Source organism: Kiloniellales bacterium, from assembly GCA_030064845.1.
GTDB lineage: Bacteria > Pseudomonadota > Alphaproteobacteria > Kiloniellales > JAKSDN01 > JASJEC01.
Genome location: JASJEC010000010.1, coordinates 63421 through 75259, shown reverse-complemented (window position 1 = coordinate 75259; position 11839 = coordinate 63421). Strand labels below are relative to the sequence as shown.

Annotated in this window: 12 protein-coding genes; 4 read left to right on the top strand and 8 right to left on the bottom strand. The window is 66.7% G+C overall.

All coding sequences use genetic code 11. The features are described from left to right. Nucleotides 1–48 precede the first annotated feature (48 nt). Nucleotides 49–489 carry a DUF4019 domain-containing protein gene (locus QNJ67_05985; protein ID MDJ0608508.1) on the top strand — a complete coding sequence of 147 codons (441 nt, stop codon included), beginning with the start codon at nucleotides 49–51 and terminating at the stop codon, nucleotides 487–489. A gap of 10 nt (nucleotides 490–499) precedes the next feature. Here QNJ67_05985 and QNJ67_05980 read toward each other — a convergent pair whose 3' ends face one another. Both QNJ67_05980 and QNJ67_05975 read right to left on the bottom strand, forming a co-directional pair. Beyond that, on the bottom strand, nucleotides 500–847 hold the full coding sequence (locus QNJ67_05980; GenBank protein ID MDJ0608507.1) for an antibiotic biosynthesis monooxygenase: 348 nt from the start codon (nucleotides 845–847) through the stop codon (nucleotides 500–502). Beyond that, nucleotides 844–1173, bottom strand: a complete 330-nt coding sequence (locus QNJ67_05975; protein ID MDJ0608506.1) for an NIPSNAP family protein — start codon at nucleotides 1171–1173, stop codon at nucleotides 844–846. The genes QNJ67_05980 and QNJ67_05975 overlap by 4 nt, the downstream gene beginning before the upstream one ends. A 72-nt stretch (nucleotides 1174–1245) precedes the next feature. On the opposite strand from QNJ67_05975, the gene QNJ67_05970 reads away from it, so the two are divergent. Beyond that, a complete protein-coding gene (locus tag QNJ67_05970; protein MDJ0608505.1) occupies nucleotides 1246–1926 on the top strand; it encodes a winged helix-turn-helix domain-containing protein in 681 nt (226 codons plus the stop codon). 270 nt (nucleotides 1927–2196) lie between these two features. Next, nucleotides 2197–2835 carry a 2OG-Fe(II) oxygenase family protein gene (locus QNJ67_05965; protein MDJ0608504.1) on the top strand — a complete coding sequence of 213 codons (639 nt, stop codon included), beginning with the start codon at nucleotides 2197–2199 and terminating at the stop codon, nucleotides 2833–2835. 74 nt (nucleotides 2836–2909) lie between these two features. Here the strand turns inward: QNJ67_05965 and QNJ67_05960 are convergent, their stop codons facing one another. From QNJ67_05960 to QNJ67_05950, 3 genes are all read right to left on the bottom strand, one after another. After that, nucleotides 2910–5135 carry a cation:dicarboxylase symporter family transporter gene (locus QNJ67_05960; protein MDJ0608503.1) on the bottom strand — a complete coding sequence of 742 codons (2226 nt, stop codon included), beginning with the start codon at nucleotides 5133–5135 and terminating at the stop codon, nucleotides 2910–2912. 142 nt (nucleotides 5136–5277) lie between these two features. Then, complete coding sequence (locus tag QNJ67_05955; protein MDJ0608502.1) at nucleotides 5278–5880, bottom strand: pyridoxamine 5'-phosphate oxidase family protein; 603 nt, start codon at nucleotides 5878–5880, stop codon at nucleotides 5278–5280. Beyond that, nucleotides 5877–6968, bottom strand: coding sequence for a CaiB/BaiF CoA-transferase family protein (locus QNJ67_05950; protein ID MDJ0608501.1), 1092 nt, complete (start codon nucleotides 6966–6968; stop codon nucleotides 5877–5879). Before QNJ67_05950 ends, QNJ67_05955 begins: the two co-directional genes overlap by 4 nt. A 90-nt stretch (nucleotides 6969–7058) precedes the next feature. Here QNJ67_05950 and QNJ67_05945 point away from each other — a divergent pair, with 90 nt between their 5' ends. Beyond that, on the top strand, nucleotides 7059–7694 hold the full coding sequence (locus QNJ67_05945) for a DUF427 domain-containing protein (protein MDJ0608500.1): 636 nt from the start codon (nucleotides 7059–7061) through the stop codon (nucleotides 7692–7694). Nucleotides 7695–7704: 10 nt separating this feature from the next. On the opposite strand, the gene QNJ67_05940 is transcribed toward QNJ67_05945, so the two are convergent. From QNJ67_05940 to QNJ67_05930, 3 genes are read right to left on the bottom strand one after another with little or no spacing between them, the layout of a single operon-like run. Beyond that, entirely contained in the window at nucleotides 7705–8532 is an 828-nt protein-coding gene (locus QNJ67_05940) for an enoyl-CoA hydratase-related protein (GenBank protein MDJ0608499.1), read from the bottom strand. Next, a complete protein-coding gene (locus tag QNJ67_05935; protein MDJ0608498.1) occupies nucleotides 8529–10676 on the bottom strand; it encodes an acetate--CoA ligase family protein in 2148 nt (715 codons plus the stop codon). Before QNJ67_05935 ends, QNJ67_05940 begins: the two co-directional genes overlap by 4 nt. After that, nucleotides 10673–11818: an acyl-CoA dehydrogenase family protein gene (locus tag QNJ67_05930; protein ID MDJ0608497.1), complete on the bottom strand. Its 1146-nt coding sequence runs from the start codon at nucleotides 11816–11818 to the stop codon at nucleotides 10673–10675. The genes QNJ67_05935 and QNJ67_05930 overlap by 4 nt, the downstream gene beginning before the upstream one ends. Nucleotides 11819–11839: the final 21 nt, after the last annotated feature.

The window sequence follows — 11839 nt, the reverse complement described above, 5'->3', positions numbered from 1 at the left end:
TGAAGTCGTCAGGCATCTTCGCTAAAGCTCGTTGATCCGATGCTGTGATTGGACGGAGACAAGATCGTGAGGGCAGTTCAGCTTGCCACGATCGCGGTCCTGGGGGTGTTTGTAATGAGTGCCTCCGGACAGGCATCCGAAGAGAAGGAGTCGGCAGCGCTGAGAGCCGCGGAAGAGTGGCTGGCGCTGGTCGACGCGGAGCGTTACGGCGAAAGCTGGCAAGCGGCTGCCAGCTATTTCCAGAAGGCCGTAAGCCGGGACCAGTGGCAGCAAGCGCTGAACGGGGTGCGGAGGCCGCTTGGAACGGTGCTTTCGAGGCGGCCGAAGTCCAAGACTTTCACAACTACGCTGCCGGGAGCGCCGGACGGTCAGTACGTCGTGATCCAGTTCGACACCTCGTTCGAGAACAAGCGATCCAGCGTCGAAACCGTCACGCCCATGCTGGACGAGAACGGCCGCTGGCGCGTCTCCGGCTATTTCATCAAGTAGAGTTCCAGGTTCATCCCTCGTGCTCCCGCTTGCTGTCGACGGGAGCTTGTTCACGGTCGTGCATACCGTAGTCGCGAAGCACCTCGGCCACACGCAGCCGATAGTCCCGAAAAAGCGCATCCCGCCCGCGCCGCTGTGCGCCACGATGGGCGCTGAGCGCCCGCCACTTGGCGACCGCCTCCTCGTTCTCGAAAAACGAGAGAGACAGGATTTTGTCCGGATCGTTGAGGCTCTGAAAGCGCTCCACCGAGATGAACCCTTCAGATTCCTCGAGAAGCGGGCGCAACTGCGCGGCAAGGCCCAAGTAATCGTCCTTCCGCCCTGGAGCGGGCGAGACCTCGAAAATGATTGCGATCATCTCTTCCTGAGCTCCCCGTGCGGCGTTGAGACGATTTTCAGGAACGTCCTGTCTTCGCGCAGGAGGAATTTCTCGCGCTGTGCGAAGGCGTAGTTCTCCTGGCCGAGCGGGTCTTCCGCCAGGCGTGCCCGATAGGCCTCGTAGGTGGCCAGGGACTCGAGGGTGTAGACGCCGTAGGCAAGCGTCGATGATCCCTCGTGCGGCGCGAAGTAGCCGATGAGGTCGGCGCCGCAACGCGGAATGGCCTGACCCCAGTTCCGGGCATATTCGGCGAAGAGATCCCGCTTCGTCGGGTCGATGTGGTAGCGGATAAAGCATGTGATCATGGCTGCACCTCCTGACATGCCTTGTCAGTATGGCAGCTTGCTCAGCGATAATGGTTCGCTTACCATCGAACTATGAAAGAAGGCCCCGACATTGCGCTACTCGGGTCGCTCATCGGCGATCCGGCGCGCGCGAACATGCTGACGGCGCTCATGAGCGGGAAGGCGCTGACGGCGAGAGAGCTCTCCGTCGAAGCGGGCGTCACCGCGCAGACCGCGAGCACGCATCTCGCCAAACTCGAAAGCGCCGGTCTGCTCAGACGGCGCAAGCAAGGGCGGCATCACTACTTCTCGCTTGCGGACGATGACGTTGGAAGCGTTCTGGAAGCGATGATGGGTTTGGCGGCCAAGAATGGACACATGAGAGCGCGCACCGGGCCGAGGGATCCGGCTCTCCGCAAAGCACGCGTCTGCTACAACCACCTGGCCGGCGAACTGGGCGTCCACCTCTTCGACAGCTTGATCGCGCAGGGCGTGGTCGCGGAAGAAGGCGAGGAGGTCTTCCTGACTGAAGGCGGCCAAGCCCGAATGAAGGATTTCGGGATCGATCTTGCTGCGCTCGGTGGCTCGCGGCGCCCGTTGTGCCGGTCGTGTCTCGACTGGAGCAATCGCAGGACGCACCTGGCGGGTGCCCTTGGAACGGTGCTACTCGATCGTTTCTACCGGCTCGGGTGGGCAAGGCGGGTCACGGACTCGCGGATCGTCGCCTTCTCCAAGACCGGAGAGCGCAGGTTCAAAGAGGCCTTCCCGCTGTAGGGTCCGAGTATCCGCTAGACCTGGGAGTCGTCGAGGTACGCCTTCCTCGGCTCATCCGACGACGGGATCAAGCCTCGCCAGCACGGGTCTCAGCGTTGGGGCGCGCAATGAACTCCTGTGCCGCAAAGACGAAAGCTCTCTCTTCCGGAGTTTGCGCAGAGGCACGTCCGGCTGAAAAGAGTCGTTATCGCCGAGAATCTGTGCAAAACCGAAATCTATCCTGTCCGGACGGAGAGTAAGCTCCTCTCTCTGAAATGCATGAGGTGATGCATGGCGCATGTCGCGTTTCGTCCCGAGCACAACCTGGTTTCGGCCTTCGTCACGCCGATTATCCGGGTAGCGGTGCTTGAAGCGAGCAGCATCAACCCAGGGCTGAAGGCGGCGATTCTCGAACGCGAGACCGAGGGTCCGGCGCGAAAGCGCAGCAACTATGGCGGCTGGCAGTCCAACAGCGACCTGCTCGCCTGGTCGATCCCCGAGGTCAAGGTCCTGACGGAGGCGATCGGCGAGACGGTCCGGCAGATGCAGGCCGCCGTCTGCGATGTCAAGGGACGGGAGTTCAACGTCATGTTCGAAGCCTGGGCCAATGTCTCTCGCGCGGGCGCCTATCACACTCGTCACAGCCATGCCACGTCACACTGGTCCGGCGTGTACTATGTCGAGGCTGGCGCACCCAACCCGGAATGGCCCAAGTCGGGGATCCTGGAGTTCTTCGATCCGCGTGAACGGGTGGAATGCGTGGACCTGCCCGGCGCGCCCTTCGGCAAGTCCATGGGGCTACCCCCCGAGACCGGTACGCTGACGGTCTTCCCGGGCTGGCTCTACCACGCGGTCAATCCCTACCACGGGCCGGGCGAACGCATCTCCATCTCCTTCAACGCGAACTTGCGGCCGGTCAAGGGCCAGTAGCGCGGTCGCGCCCAAGTCGACATCGACCGGCTTCACCTGTTCTAGCGCTCATGCCAAGGAGCCGAAGCACCCGATCAATCAACCCACTGCAGAACGTCACGGATGATGCTCCAGCGCGGGCCTTCTGCGTGGGCCGGCCGACCCAGGACCCAATACTCGAACAGCTTGTCGATGGTGCCGTCGAGCCTCTGAAGGTCGACCCAGTTGCTCATGACCTCCTCGAAGATCAGGTCCTGTTGACCACCCAAGGCGATGACGACGGGGGCGGCGAGGCCCGGTCTCACGGGACTGACGAAATCGTACTGCGGATAGAGCAGGGTCCAGGCCGAGCCTCCTTCGGCGGTGGTGAGCAGTCCGTCTACCTCGGCATGGATCGAATCGAAGAACTCGCGCTCGCTGGCGAGTTCCACCACCTCGGCATTGGGCATGAAGCTCTCGACCCGGTTGCGAAAGAAGCTGTCCCGAAGAACGGCGAACCTGACGGAATCCATGCGGCGGATCTTTGGCTGCTCGTCGAATTCCCCGGCTCGGTGGTCGGGCACGATCAAACCCATGTGCGCCGTCAGGTAAGGTTCCGAAAGCAGCATGCGTTCCACGCGCGCTTGCGTCGCGAGGATACCCGAGATCGCGATATCGAAGTGGTCGTTGCGAAGCTCTTCGGCCAGTGTCTCGAGATCGTAGGGTATGAACTCGATGGTGACGCCTAGGTCGCCGGCCAGTTGGTGAACCAGATCGACGTCCAAACCGACGAGCTGCCCGCTCCCATTGAAGTAGGAGAAGGGCAGACGGTCCGGCAGGTAGCCGACGCGAATGATCCCGCGCTGGCGGATCCGCTCAATGCGGGAAATGCCCTCGAGGGGAACCGGGTTCGGTGCCGAAACCGCGAGCAGGCTAGCTGGTACCGGCGATCGCAGGAGCTGCATCTCCTCCAGCACTTTGTCCTTCTGGTAGGTATCGGCGAAGGTGATGCCGAGGAGCGCTCGAATGCCGAAAACCAGGCCCAAACCCAAGGCCAGCGTGCCGCCCAGAGCGGGTAGGCATCGGGACGGACGGAATTTCGCCAGCCCCGCCAGCGCACAGGTCGAGAGCACCGTGAATACATAGAGATGCATGACCCCGACGAGGTCCGCGAACCGGCTCGCCACGACCCCGGAGACCAGGAACAGCCGAAAGATATCCGAGGGGAGCTGGGCCGCGTCGAGAAGGAAGGGGATTGCCGCAATCAGTTTCCCGAAGGCGAGAAACGTGCCGGTCAGGAGAAGGAAGGGATAGTCGCTCCAGGCGAGCGGGTTGCCGTAGAACCAAGCAGCAAAGGGAATGAAGATCAGGCTGAAAATCTTGCCCGAGTCGGGAAAGGAGTAGGCGAGCGGAATCAGGAAATCGTGCCGGATTCCTTTTCCCTCCGGGGCCGGTGGCTGGTCCTTCAGCAGATCCGAGATTGCCAGGCAGAGCAGGGGAATGACGACGAATACGCTGCCGGTGACAAAGCCGGTGATCAAGGCGTCCTTGGAGGCCGCCAGCACCTGCCAATAGCGAAAGGGCGTGAGCAGCGTCACCAACATGGGAAGCACCCAGAAGGTGAGCAGGAAGGCGCCGCCGCCGAGAATCAGGAGATAGCCCTGTAGTCGACCGAACTCCTCGAGGCTGAGGGTGCCGGCGGCGTTGGCCGAGATCGCAAAAACCCCGACCGGCGCCAGCTTCATGATAAAGCTGGTCACCCGGCGAAGCGCGTTGGCGGCGACGTCGAAGACGTCGATCACCTTTTCACGACCGTCGAGCTTCATGATCGCCACGCCGAACAGAACGCAGAACAGAACCACGGCGGGAACGTAGTTGTTCGCCAGCGAAGAGAAGGGGTTCGACGGAATGTAGAGCTCGATGTGGTCGATCTCTTGCGGCGGTTCGACCAGGGTGGTGCTGAAGAAGGAGCCGACTTGCTGGTCCGGCAAGGCGAGCGCCATCACGAAGACCGTCGCCGCGCCGAGGCTCCACAAGATCGCCAGGATCAGCAGCCCGTACTTGGTCAGAGCCCGAGCCTGTTCGGGCGTGAGCGCACCGATGCTGGAGACGAGAGAGGCGACGATGAAGGGCAGCACCGTCATCTGCAGCAAACCGACGTAGGCGTCGCCGACGAAACCGAGCGGCGACACGATATCGCCGAAGAACAGGCCGACCCCGATACCCAGCCCGAGGCCGGACAGAATCAGAGTCGTGGTCGACGGTTTCTTTCGCCTCCCCGTCGCCTCGCCGCTGCCCTTGTCGGCTCGTGCGTTGTCGCTGATCAACCCTTGGCTACTCATGCGTCGATGTCCCGCGGTATCGGTGTTTGGGACGGAGCAGCTTCTGGCCGGCGAGCCACGGAGGTGTCCCTACCCCAATACCAACGCATTTCCGTTCTCTCCACAATTTCGATCGGGCGATCTCGTTCGACCGCGATCCGCTCTAGTAGAGCCGCTCCCGGATCGACTCCTCTACCGCGGCGTCCGCCGCCTCGGCATCGACGCCTTCGATCTGGTCGGCGACCATTTTTCCCAGGGTTGGGAAGCTCTTGCGGTCGATCCGCTTCTCCGGGTTCCACAGGTCGGATCGGATCAGCGCCTTGGCGCAGTGCAGGAAGGCCTCCTCGACCGTGACCAGCATCACGCTGAGCGGTTTCTTGCCGCCCACGGCGAAGCGCGCCAGCAGAGCCGGGTCCGTCGAGATCTCGGCGCGGCCGTTAACCCGGAAGGTCTCGTTCATGCCGGGCAGGAAGAAGATCATGCCGACCCGCGGGTTGGCGAGCAGGTTGCGGAGCGTGTCCAGGCGCTTGTTGCCGGGCCGGTCGGGCAAGGCCAGGGTCCGCTCGTCGAGCACGGCGACAAAGCCCGGCGCGTCGCCCCGAGGCGAGGCGTCGACCCGGCCCTCGGCGTCGGCCGAGGCGATCACCAGGAACGGAGAGGCAGCGATGAAGTTGCGGCAGTGCCGGTCGAGCTTTGCCAGCACCTTGCGCTTCACCAGGTCGCTCGGCTCGCCGTAGCGGGAGGCCAGTTCGTCGGTGGTAATCATGGGTTGCTTTCCTCCTGGTCCCGCTTGAGGGCCGGCGCTGCCAGCGGCTCGTCCGGCCGATCCCTGAACGCGGCGGCGAGCGGTAAGGGCAGCGCGGCAAGCTCCTCGCCCGCCTCGTTCCCGAGCCGGTGATCGAACAGGCCGCGCTCCCTGAATTGCGGGTCCTGCAAGGCCTCTTCGAGGCTTGCGACGATGGTGCAGCAGCAGTCGCGGCCCGCGAAGCGCGCGCGCCAGCGCTCGGCCGGGTGCCGCGCGATGATCGCCCGGACGCCGGCGATGTCGATGTCCTCGGGCGCCCCGATCACCGCGCAGAAGATCTTCCAGAAACGCTCCTCGAGCGGCGCGGCGGCAAGCAGTCGGCGGTCGGCTGTCGGATAGAGCTGGTAGCGTGGCGAGCCGCCGGTGAAGGGCCCGGCGCCGCCCTTCGGCCAGGCGCCCGTCGCGAGCCCCTCGCCGTAGGCCCAGAACATGAAGGGGAAGAGCCCGTCGCACATGGCGATGTCGAGGCGGGCGCCTTCGCCGGTCTTCTCGCGGCGCAGCAGGGCCAGCAGGATGTTCATGACCGCCGGGTAGGAGCCGCCGGCGATGTCGGCGATCAGGCCCGGCGGGATGACCGGGTCGTCGGTGCCGCCCGGGCCGAGCGCGAGCAGGCCTGTGTCGCCGATGTAGTTGAGGTCGTGCCCGGCGCGACCGCTCTTCGGGCCGCTCTGGCCGTAGCCGGTGATCGAGCAGTAGACGAGACGCGGATTGATCGCCTTGACCGCCTTGTAGCCGAGGCCGAGGCGGTCCATCACGCCCGGACGGAACTGCTCGACCAGCACATCGGCCTGCTCGAGCAGGGGCGTCAATCGCGCGACGGCGTCGGGTTTCTTGAGGTCCAGGGCCAGGCCCTGCTTGCCGCGATTGAGCAGCGCAAAGCCGACGCCGTCCCGGCCCCAGCGGGGCTGGTAGCGGCGCAGGTCGTCGCCGCCGTCCGGCCGCTCGATCTTCAACACCTCGGCGCCGGCCTCGGCCAGCAGCAAGGTGGCCAGTGGACCGGGCAGGAGTGTCGAAAAATCGAGGACCCTGTATCCTTCGAGCGGTTTCATGGCCTAACATCACGAGCAACGAGCAAAATGCGGGGACGATCCTCGTCCACCGCGTCCCGACCCGCAAGCAGACCGTTGGAGAGGAGATCCATGCCGCCGCGTCCCCTCGCAGAACTCCCACCATCCTCCTGGCCAAAGAACCCGCACTACGGCATGGAACTCGTGCCGCTACCCTTCCGGGTCCGCGCGGTGCTGGCCGGCGAGACGGTGGTCGACAGCAACCGTGCCCAGGTCATGTTCGAGCTCGGCCACGCGCCGGTCTACTATTTTCCGAAGCAGGACGTCCGGCTGGAGCTCGCGCGGCGCAACGACCACGCGACCCACTGCCCCTACAAGGGCGACGCCGCCTACTGGTCGATGATGCTCGGCGGCCAGGAAGTCGACAACATCTTCTGGTGCTACGAGGACCCCTACCCCGAGATGGCGGCGCTCAAGGACCTGATCGGCGTCTACTGGGAAAAGATCGACGTCTGGTACCACGGCGAACAGCGCGCCGACGCCCCAGTCGAGATCGCCGGCCGGGTGAACGCCGGCAACAACTTCGCCCAGAGCTATCCGGAACTCTGCGCCGAATGGCATCACGACAAGAACGAACGCATCCAGCCCTACGAGTTCGCCGCCGAGAGTCCCGTGGTGGTCTGGTGGCGCGACGGTGCGGGCGAGGAGTGGGAGGAGGCAATCCGCGACCGGGTGCTCAAGTCCACGGTGACCGACGCCTCGGATTGATCCCGGTGGGTTAGCGCCCCTTCCAGTTGGGATCGCGCTTCTCGGCGAAGGCGCGGATGCCTTCGATCGCGTCCTCGGACTCGTGGATCTTGGAATAGAGCGGCAGGCCGCTCTTGCCACCGGGGCGCACCAGCGCCATGGCCTCGCGCACCGGCAGGGTCTCGCAGTAGGTCAGCACCTCCTTCAGCGCCTGGAGCGCGAGCGGCGCGCCGAGCGAGATCTCCCGGGCGATCTCGCGCGCCGTCTCCATCAGCTCGGCGAGGGGCACGACCTTGTGGACCAGGCCCCAGCGCAGCGCCTCCTCGGCGTCCATGGGCCGGCCGGTCAGCAGCATCTCGCGCGCGACGTTGGGTGGGATCATGCGCGGCAGGCGCTGCACCGCGCCGCCGTCGGCCAGGATGCCGCGCTGCATCTCGGGCAGGGCGAAGTAGGCGTGATCGGCCATGACGACGACGTCGCAGGGAATGACGATCTCGAAGCCGCCGCCGACCGCCGCCCCGTTGACCGCCGCGATGACCGGCTTCTTCAGGTCCCAGTACTCCGTGATGCCGGCGAAGCCGCCGGGACCGTAGCCGGTGACGGGGTCGTAGTCGCCTTCCGGGTCGATGCCGCCCTCGGCGGTCTCCTTGAGGTCCCAGCCGGCGGAGAAGACCCGCTCGCCGATGCCCGTAATCAGGCCGGTGGTCAGTTCCGGGTCCTCCTGCAGGGTGTTGAGCGCGCCGTAGATGGCGCGGCTCATTTCCCGGTTGATCGCGTTGACCGGCGCGCGGTTCATGGTGATCTCCAGCACCTTGCCGCGCCGCTCGGTCAGCACCAGGTCGTCCGTCATCCCGCTCATCCTCTCTTCTGCTTGATCAAGGCGTCGACCGCCAGGCAGCCCTCGGCGCCGACGATCACCGGATTGATGTCCACCTCGGCCAGGGTCTCGCCCAGGGCGGCGGCCATCACCGAGAGCCGCTCGACCGCCGCCGAGAGCGCCCCGACATCGGCCGGCGGCCGTCCGCGCACTCCGGCGAGCAGCTTGGCGAGGCGCAGCCCGCCCAGGAGCTCGCGCGCCTCCGACGCCGCCGCCGGCGCCAGGACGAAGGCCCGGTCCTCCAGGACCTCGACCAGCGTGCCGCCGGCGCCGACCATGACCAGGGGGCCGAAGCCCGGGTCGTGCACAACGCCCAGCGCGACCTCGACGCCGGGCGGCGCCATGCTGGCGACCAGTACCCTGGGACCCAGGCGCGCGGCGAGATCGCGGTAGGCCGCGGCGAGCGCCGCCGCGCTCGCCAGCCCGAGGTGAATGCCGCCGGCCTCGGTCTTGTGCTCGAGGCCTTCCGCCGTCTTGACCGCCACGGGATAGCCGATCGTCTCGGCGGCCCGCAGGGCTTCCGCCTCGTTCCCCGCCACCCGGTGAGCGACCGAGGGAATGCCGAAATCGGCGAGCAGGGAGAGTCCCTCGGCCTCGTCCAGCGGCGCCGGGTCGGCCAGCCTTGCGCGCCAGCGGGCGACTGCTGCGTCGTCCGGCGGCGCGGCCGCCGGGGCCTTCGGGCGGTCCCGGAAGTCGCGGTAGGCGAAGGCGTGGGCGATCGCGCGCAGCGCCGTACGGCCGCCATCGAGCAGGGGAATGCCCTGCTCGGCCAGGGTCTCGAAGGAGTCAGGGTGAAAATGCCGCGTTGTGAAGCAGGCGGCGACCACGGGCTTCTCGGTGTTGCCCGCGACCTCGGCGCACATCCGCGCCATGCCGCTGCGGAACCGGTCCGTGTCGGGCGCGCCGAACTCGGTGATGACCACGCCCATGGCGGTGTCCGGGTCCTCGACCAGGGCGGTGAAGCAGTCGCGGAAGATGTCGAACCAGTCGGGCTGGCCGGCCCAGGCGTCTAGCGGGTTGACCGGCGGCAACCCGTAGGCCAGGCGCCCGCGCAGCTTCTCTTGGGTCGCCTCGCCGATCCGCGACCAGGGGAGTCCCAGCTCCTCCGCGTCGTCGACCAGCAGCGCCCGCTGGCCGCCGGAGTCCATGATCGCGGCGAGGCCGCCGGGGCCCGGCCGGCATTCCTGGGCGAGCAGGATCGCCGTGGTGAAGAGCTCGTCGGTGCTGAAGGTGCGCAGCACGCCGTGGCGCCGGAAGACCGCCTCGAAGGCGCCGTCGCCGCCGGCCAGGCGGCCGGCGTGGCTGGTCACCAGTTCGGCCCCGCGCCGGCTGCGCCCCGGGCGCAGGACGACCACGGGCACGTCGCGCGCCGCCGCCTTCTCCAGCACGGCGAAGAAGCGCTCGGGATCGCCGACGGTCTCGAGGTAGACCGCGAGTACCCGGATCTCCGGCTGCGCCAGGGCGTAATCCATCGCGTCGGCGACGTCGACCGCCGCTTCCTGGCCGGTGTGGACGGTCAGGCCGAAGCGCATGCGCGGATCGAAGGAGTGGGTGTAGCAGTAGACCGCGCCGGACTGGAAGATCGCCGCGATCGGCCCGCTCGCCCGGTGCGTCGGCGGGAACCAGGTCGCCGCCGTGCCCGCCTGGAAATTGATGTAGCCGATGGTGTTGGGCCCCAGGAGCGGCAGGGCGGCTTCCCGGGCCACCCGCGCGATCCGCTCGAGGATCTTGGGCTCCCGGTCGCCCTCCAGCAGCGCCTCGGCGAAGATCACCGCGGCGCGGGCGCCCTTGTCGATGGCCGCCGTCAGCTGGTCCTCGACCCGCTCGGTCGCGCCGGCCACGATGGCGAGGTCGACGGCTTCCGGCAGAGCGGCGACCTCGGGATAGCAGGTCAGCTTGCCGATCGTCTGGTAGGTCGGCGTCACCGGATAGACCGGGCCGGGGAAGTTCAGTCCCGCGAGCGCGTTGAGCGCCTGGTTGCCGGGCCGGCCCTGGCGCCCGCTGGCGCCTATCACCGCGACCGAACGCGGCGCGAACAGCGGCTCGAGAGCGTGGATCTCGGGGGCGTGGGTCTCGCGGGCGTTGGTCTCGGAGGGCGGGCCCGCCTCGGGGGCCGGCGCGGTCATGGCGCGGCGCTCAGCCGGCGGTAGCGCTTCAGGTGGTACGCCGGGTCGCCCAGGGTCGCGTTGATGGCGGTAACGCGCTTCAGGTAGTGACCGATCGGCAGGTCCATGGTCATGCCGATCCCGCCGTGCAGCTGGATGCCTTCCTGGGCCACGTCGCGGGCGTGGAGCCCCAGCCGGTGCTTGGCCGCCGAGGCCGCCCGGGCGCGTTTCGCGGCGTCGCCTTCCCCGAGCGCCGCCGTGGCCTCGTAGACCAGGGACTGGGCCAGCTGACAGGCCATGTAGACGTCGACCATGCGGTGCTGCAGCGCCTGGAAAGCGCCCAGCGCCTGGCCGAACTGCCGCCGAGTCTTGAGGTAGGCGAGGGTCTGCTCATAGACCGTCCACATGATGCCGGAAGCCTCGGCCACGAGGGCCGCAATTCCGATGTCCGCCACCTCTTCGATCAAGGGCAGAGCGGCGCCTTCGGCGCCAACGAGGTCAGCCGCCGCGACCTCGACGGCTTCGAGCAGGAGTTCCGAAGCGCGACCGCCGTCCTGCGTCTGGAAGTCGATCATTGTCAAACCGGGCGCATCCTTGTCGACCAGGAAGAGCGAGATGCCTTCCGCATCCCGCCGCTCGCCCCCGGTACGGGCCGAGACGATTATCTTGTGCGCGGCGGAGCCGTAGAGCACGACAGACTTCTTGCCGTTCAGGACATAGCTGCCGCCGCCCTGCATCTTCGCCGTGGTCGCGACATCGTTCAGGTCGAAGCGTCCGCCGGATTCACTGTGGCCGAAGGCCAGCTTGAGCCTGCCTTCGGCGACGGCCGGTAGTATCGCTTCCTTCTGGCTTTCGCTGCCGCCTTTGACCAACAGGGAAGCGCCGAGCACGACGGTCGCGAAGTAGGGGGTCATCAGCAGGCCGCGGCCGAACTGCTCCATGACCACCATGGTCTCCAGCGGCGAGCCGTCGAGGCCGCCGTAGGCCTCGGGCAGCGCCGCCGCCAGCCAGCCGAGCTCGGCGAAGCTCTGCCAATGCGCCTCGTGGAATCCCGGATCCGCGGCGACGATCTTCTGGCGTTTGTCGAAGGCGTATTCGTCCGCGAGAAAGCGCGTGATGCTCTCGCGGAAGATCTCCTGCTCCTCGCTCAAGGTGAAGTCCATCGCCCCGATTCTCCCCCCGGA

Excerpts from the sequence above, each read along its gene's own strand:
- QNJ67_05960 (MDJ0608503.1), bottom strand. The coding sequence starts at position 5,135 with ATGAGTAGCCAAGGGTTGATCAGCGACAACGCACGAGCCGACAAGGGC.
- QNJ67_05940 (MDJ0608499.1), bottom strand. The coding sequence starts at position 8,532 with ATGAGCGGGATGACGGACGACCTGGTGCTGACCGAGCGGCGCGGCAAG.
- QNJ67_05935 (MDJ0608498.1), bottom strand. The coding sequence starts at position 10,676 with ATGACCGCGCCGGCCCCCGAGGCGGGCCCGCCCTCCGAGACCAACGCC.
- QNJ67_05965 (MDJ0608504.1), top strand. The coding sequence starts at position 2,197 with ATGGCGCATGTCGCGTTTCGTCCCGAGCACAACCTGGTTTCGGCCTTC.
- QNJ67_05945 (MDJ0608500.1), top strand. The coding sequence starts at position 7,059 with ATGCCGCCGCGTCCCCTCGCAGAACTCCCACCATCCTCCTGGCCAAAG.
- QNJ67_05950 (MDJ0608501.1), bottom strand. The coding sequence starts at position 6,968 with ATGAAACCGCTCGAAGGATACAGGGTCCTCGATTTTTCGACACTCCTG.
- QNJ67_05980 (MDJ0608507.1), bottom strand. The coding sequence starts at position 847 with ATGATCGCAATCATTTTCGAGGTCTCGCCCGCTCCAGGGCGGAAGGAC.
- QNJ67_05955 (MDJ0608502.1), bottom strand. The coding sequence starts at position 5,880 with ATGATTACCACCGACGAACTGGCCTCCCGCTACGGCGAGCCGAGCGAC.
- QNJ67_05970 (MDJ0608505.1), top strand. The coding sequence starts at position 1,246 with ATGAAAGAAGGCCCCGACATTGCGCTACTCGGGTCGCTCATCGGCGAT.
- QNJ67_05975 (MDJ0608506.1), bottom strand. The coding sequence starts at position 1,173 with ATGATCACATGCTTTATCCGCTACCACATCGACCCGACGAAGCGGGAT.
- QNJ67_05930 (MDJ0608497.1), bottom strand. The coding sequence starts at position 11,818 with ATGGACTTCACCTTGAGCGAGGAGCAGGAGATCTTCCGCGAGAGCATC.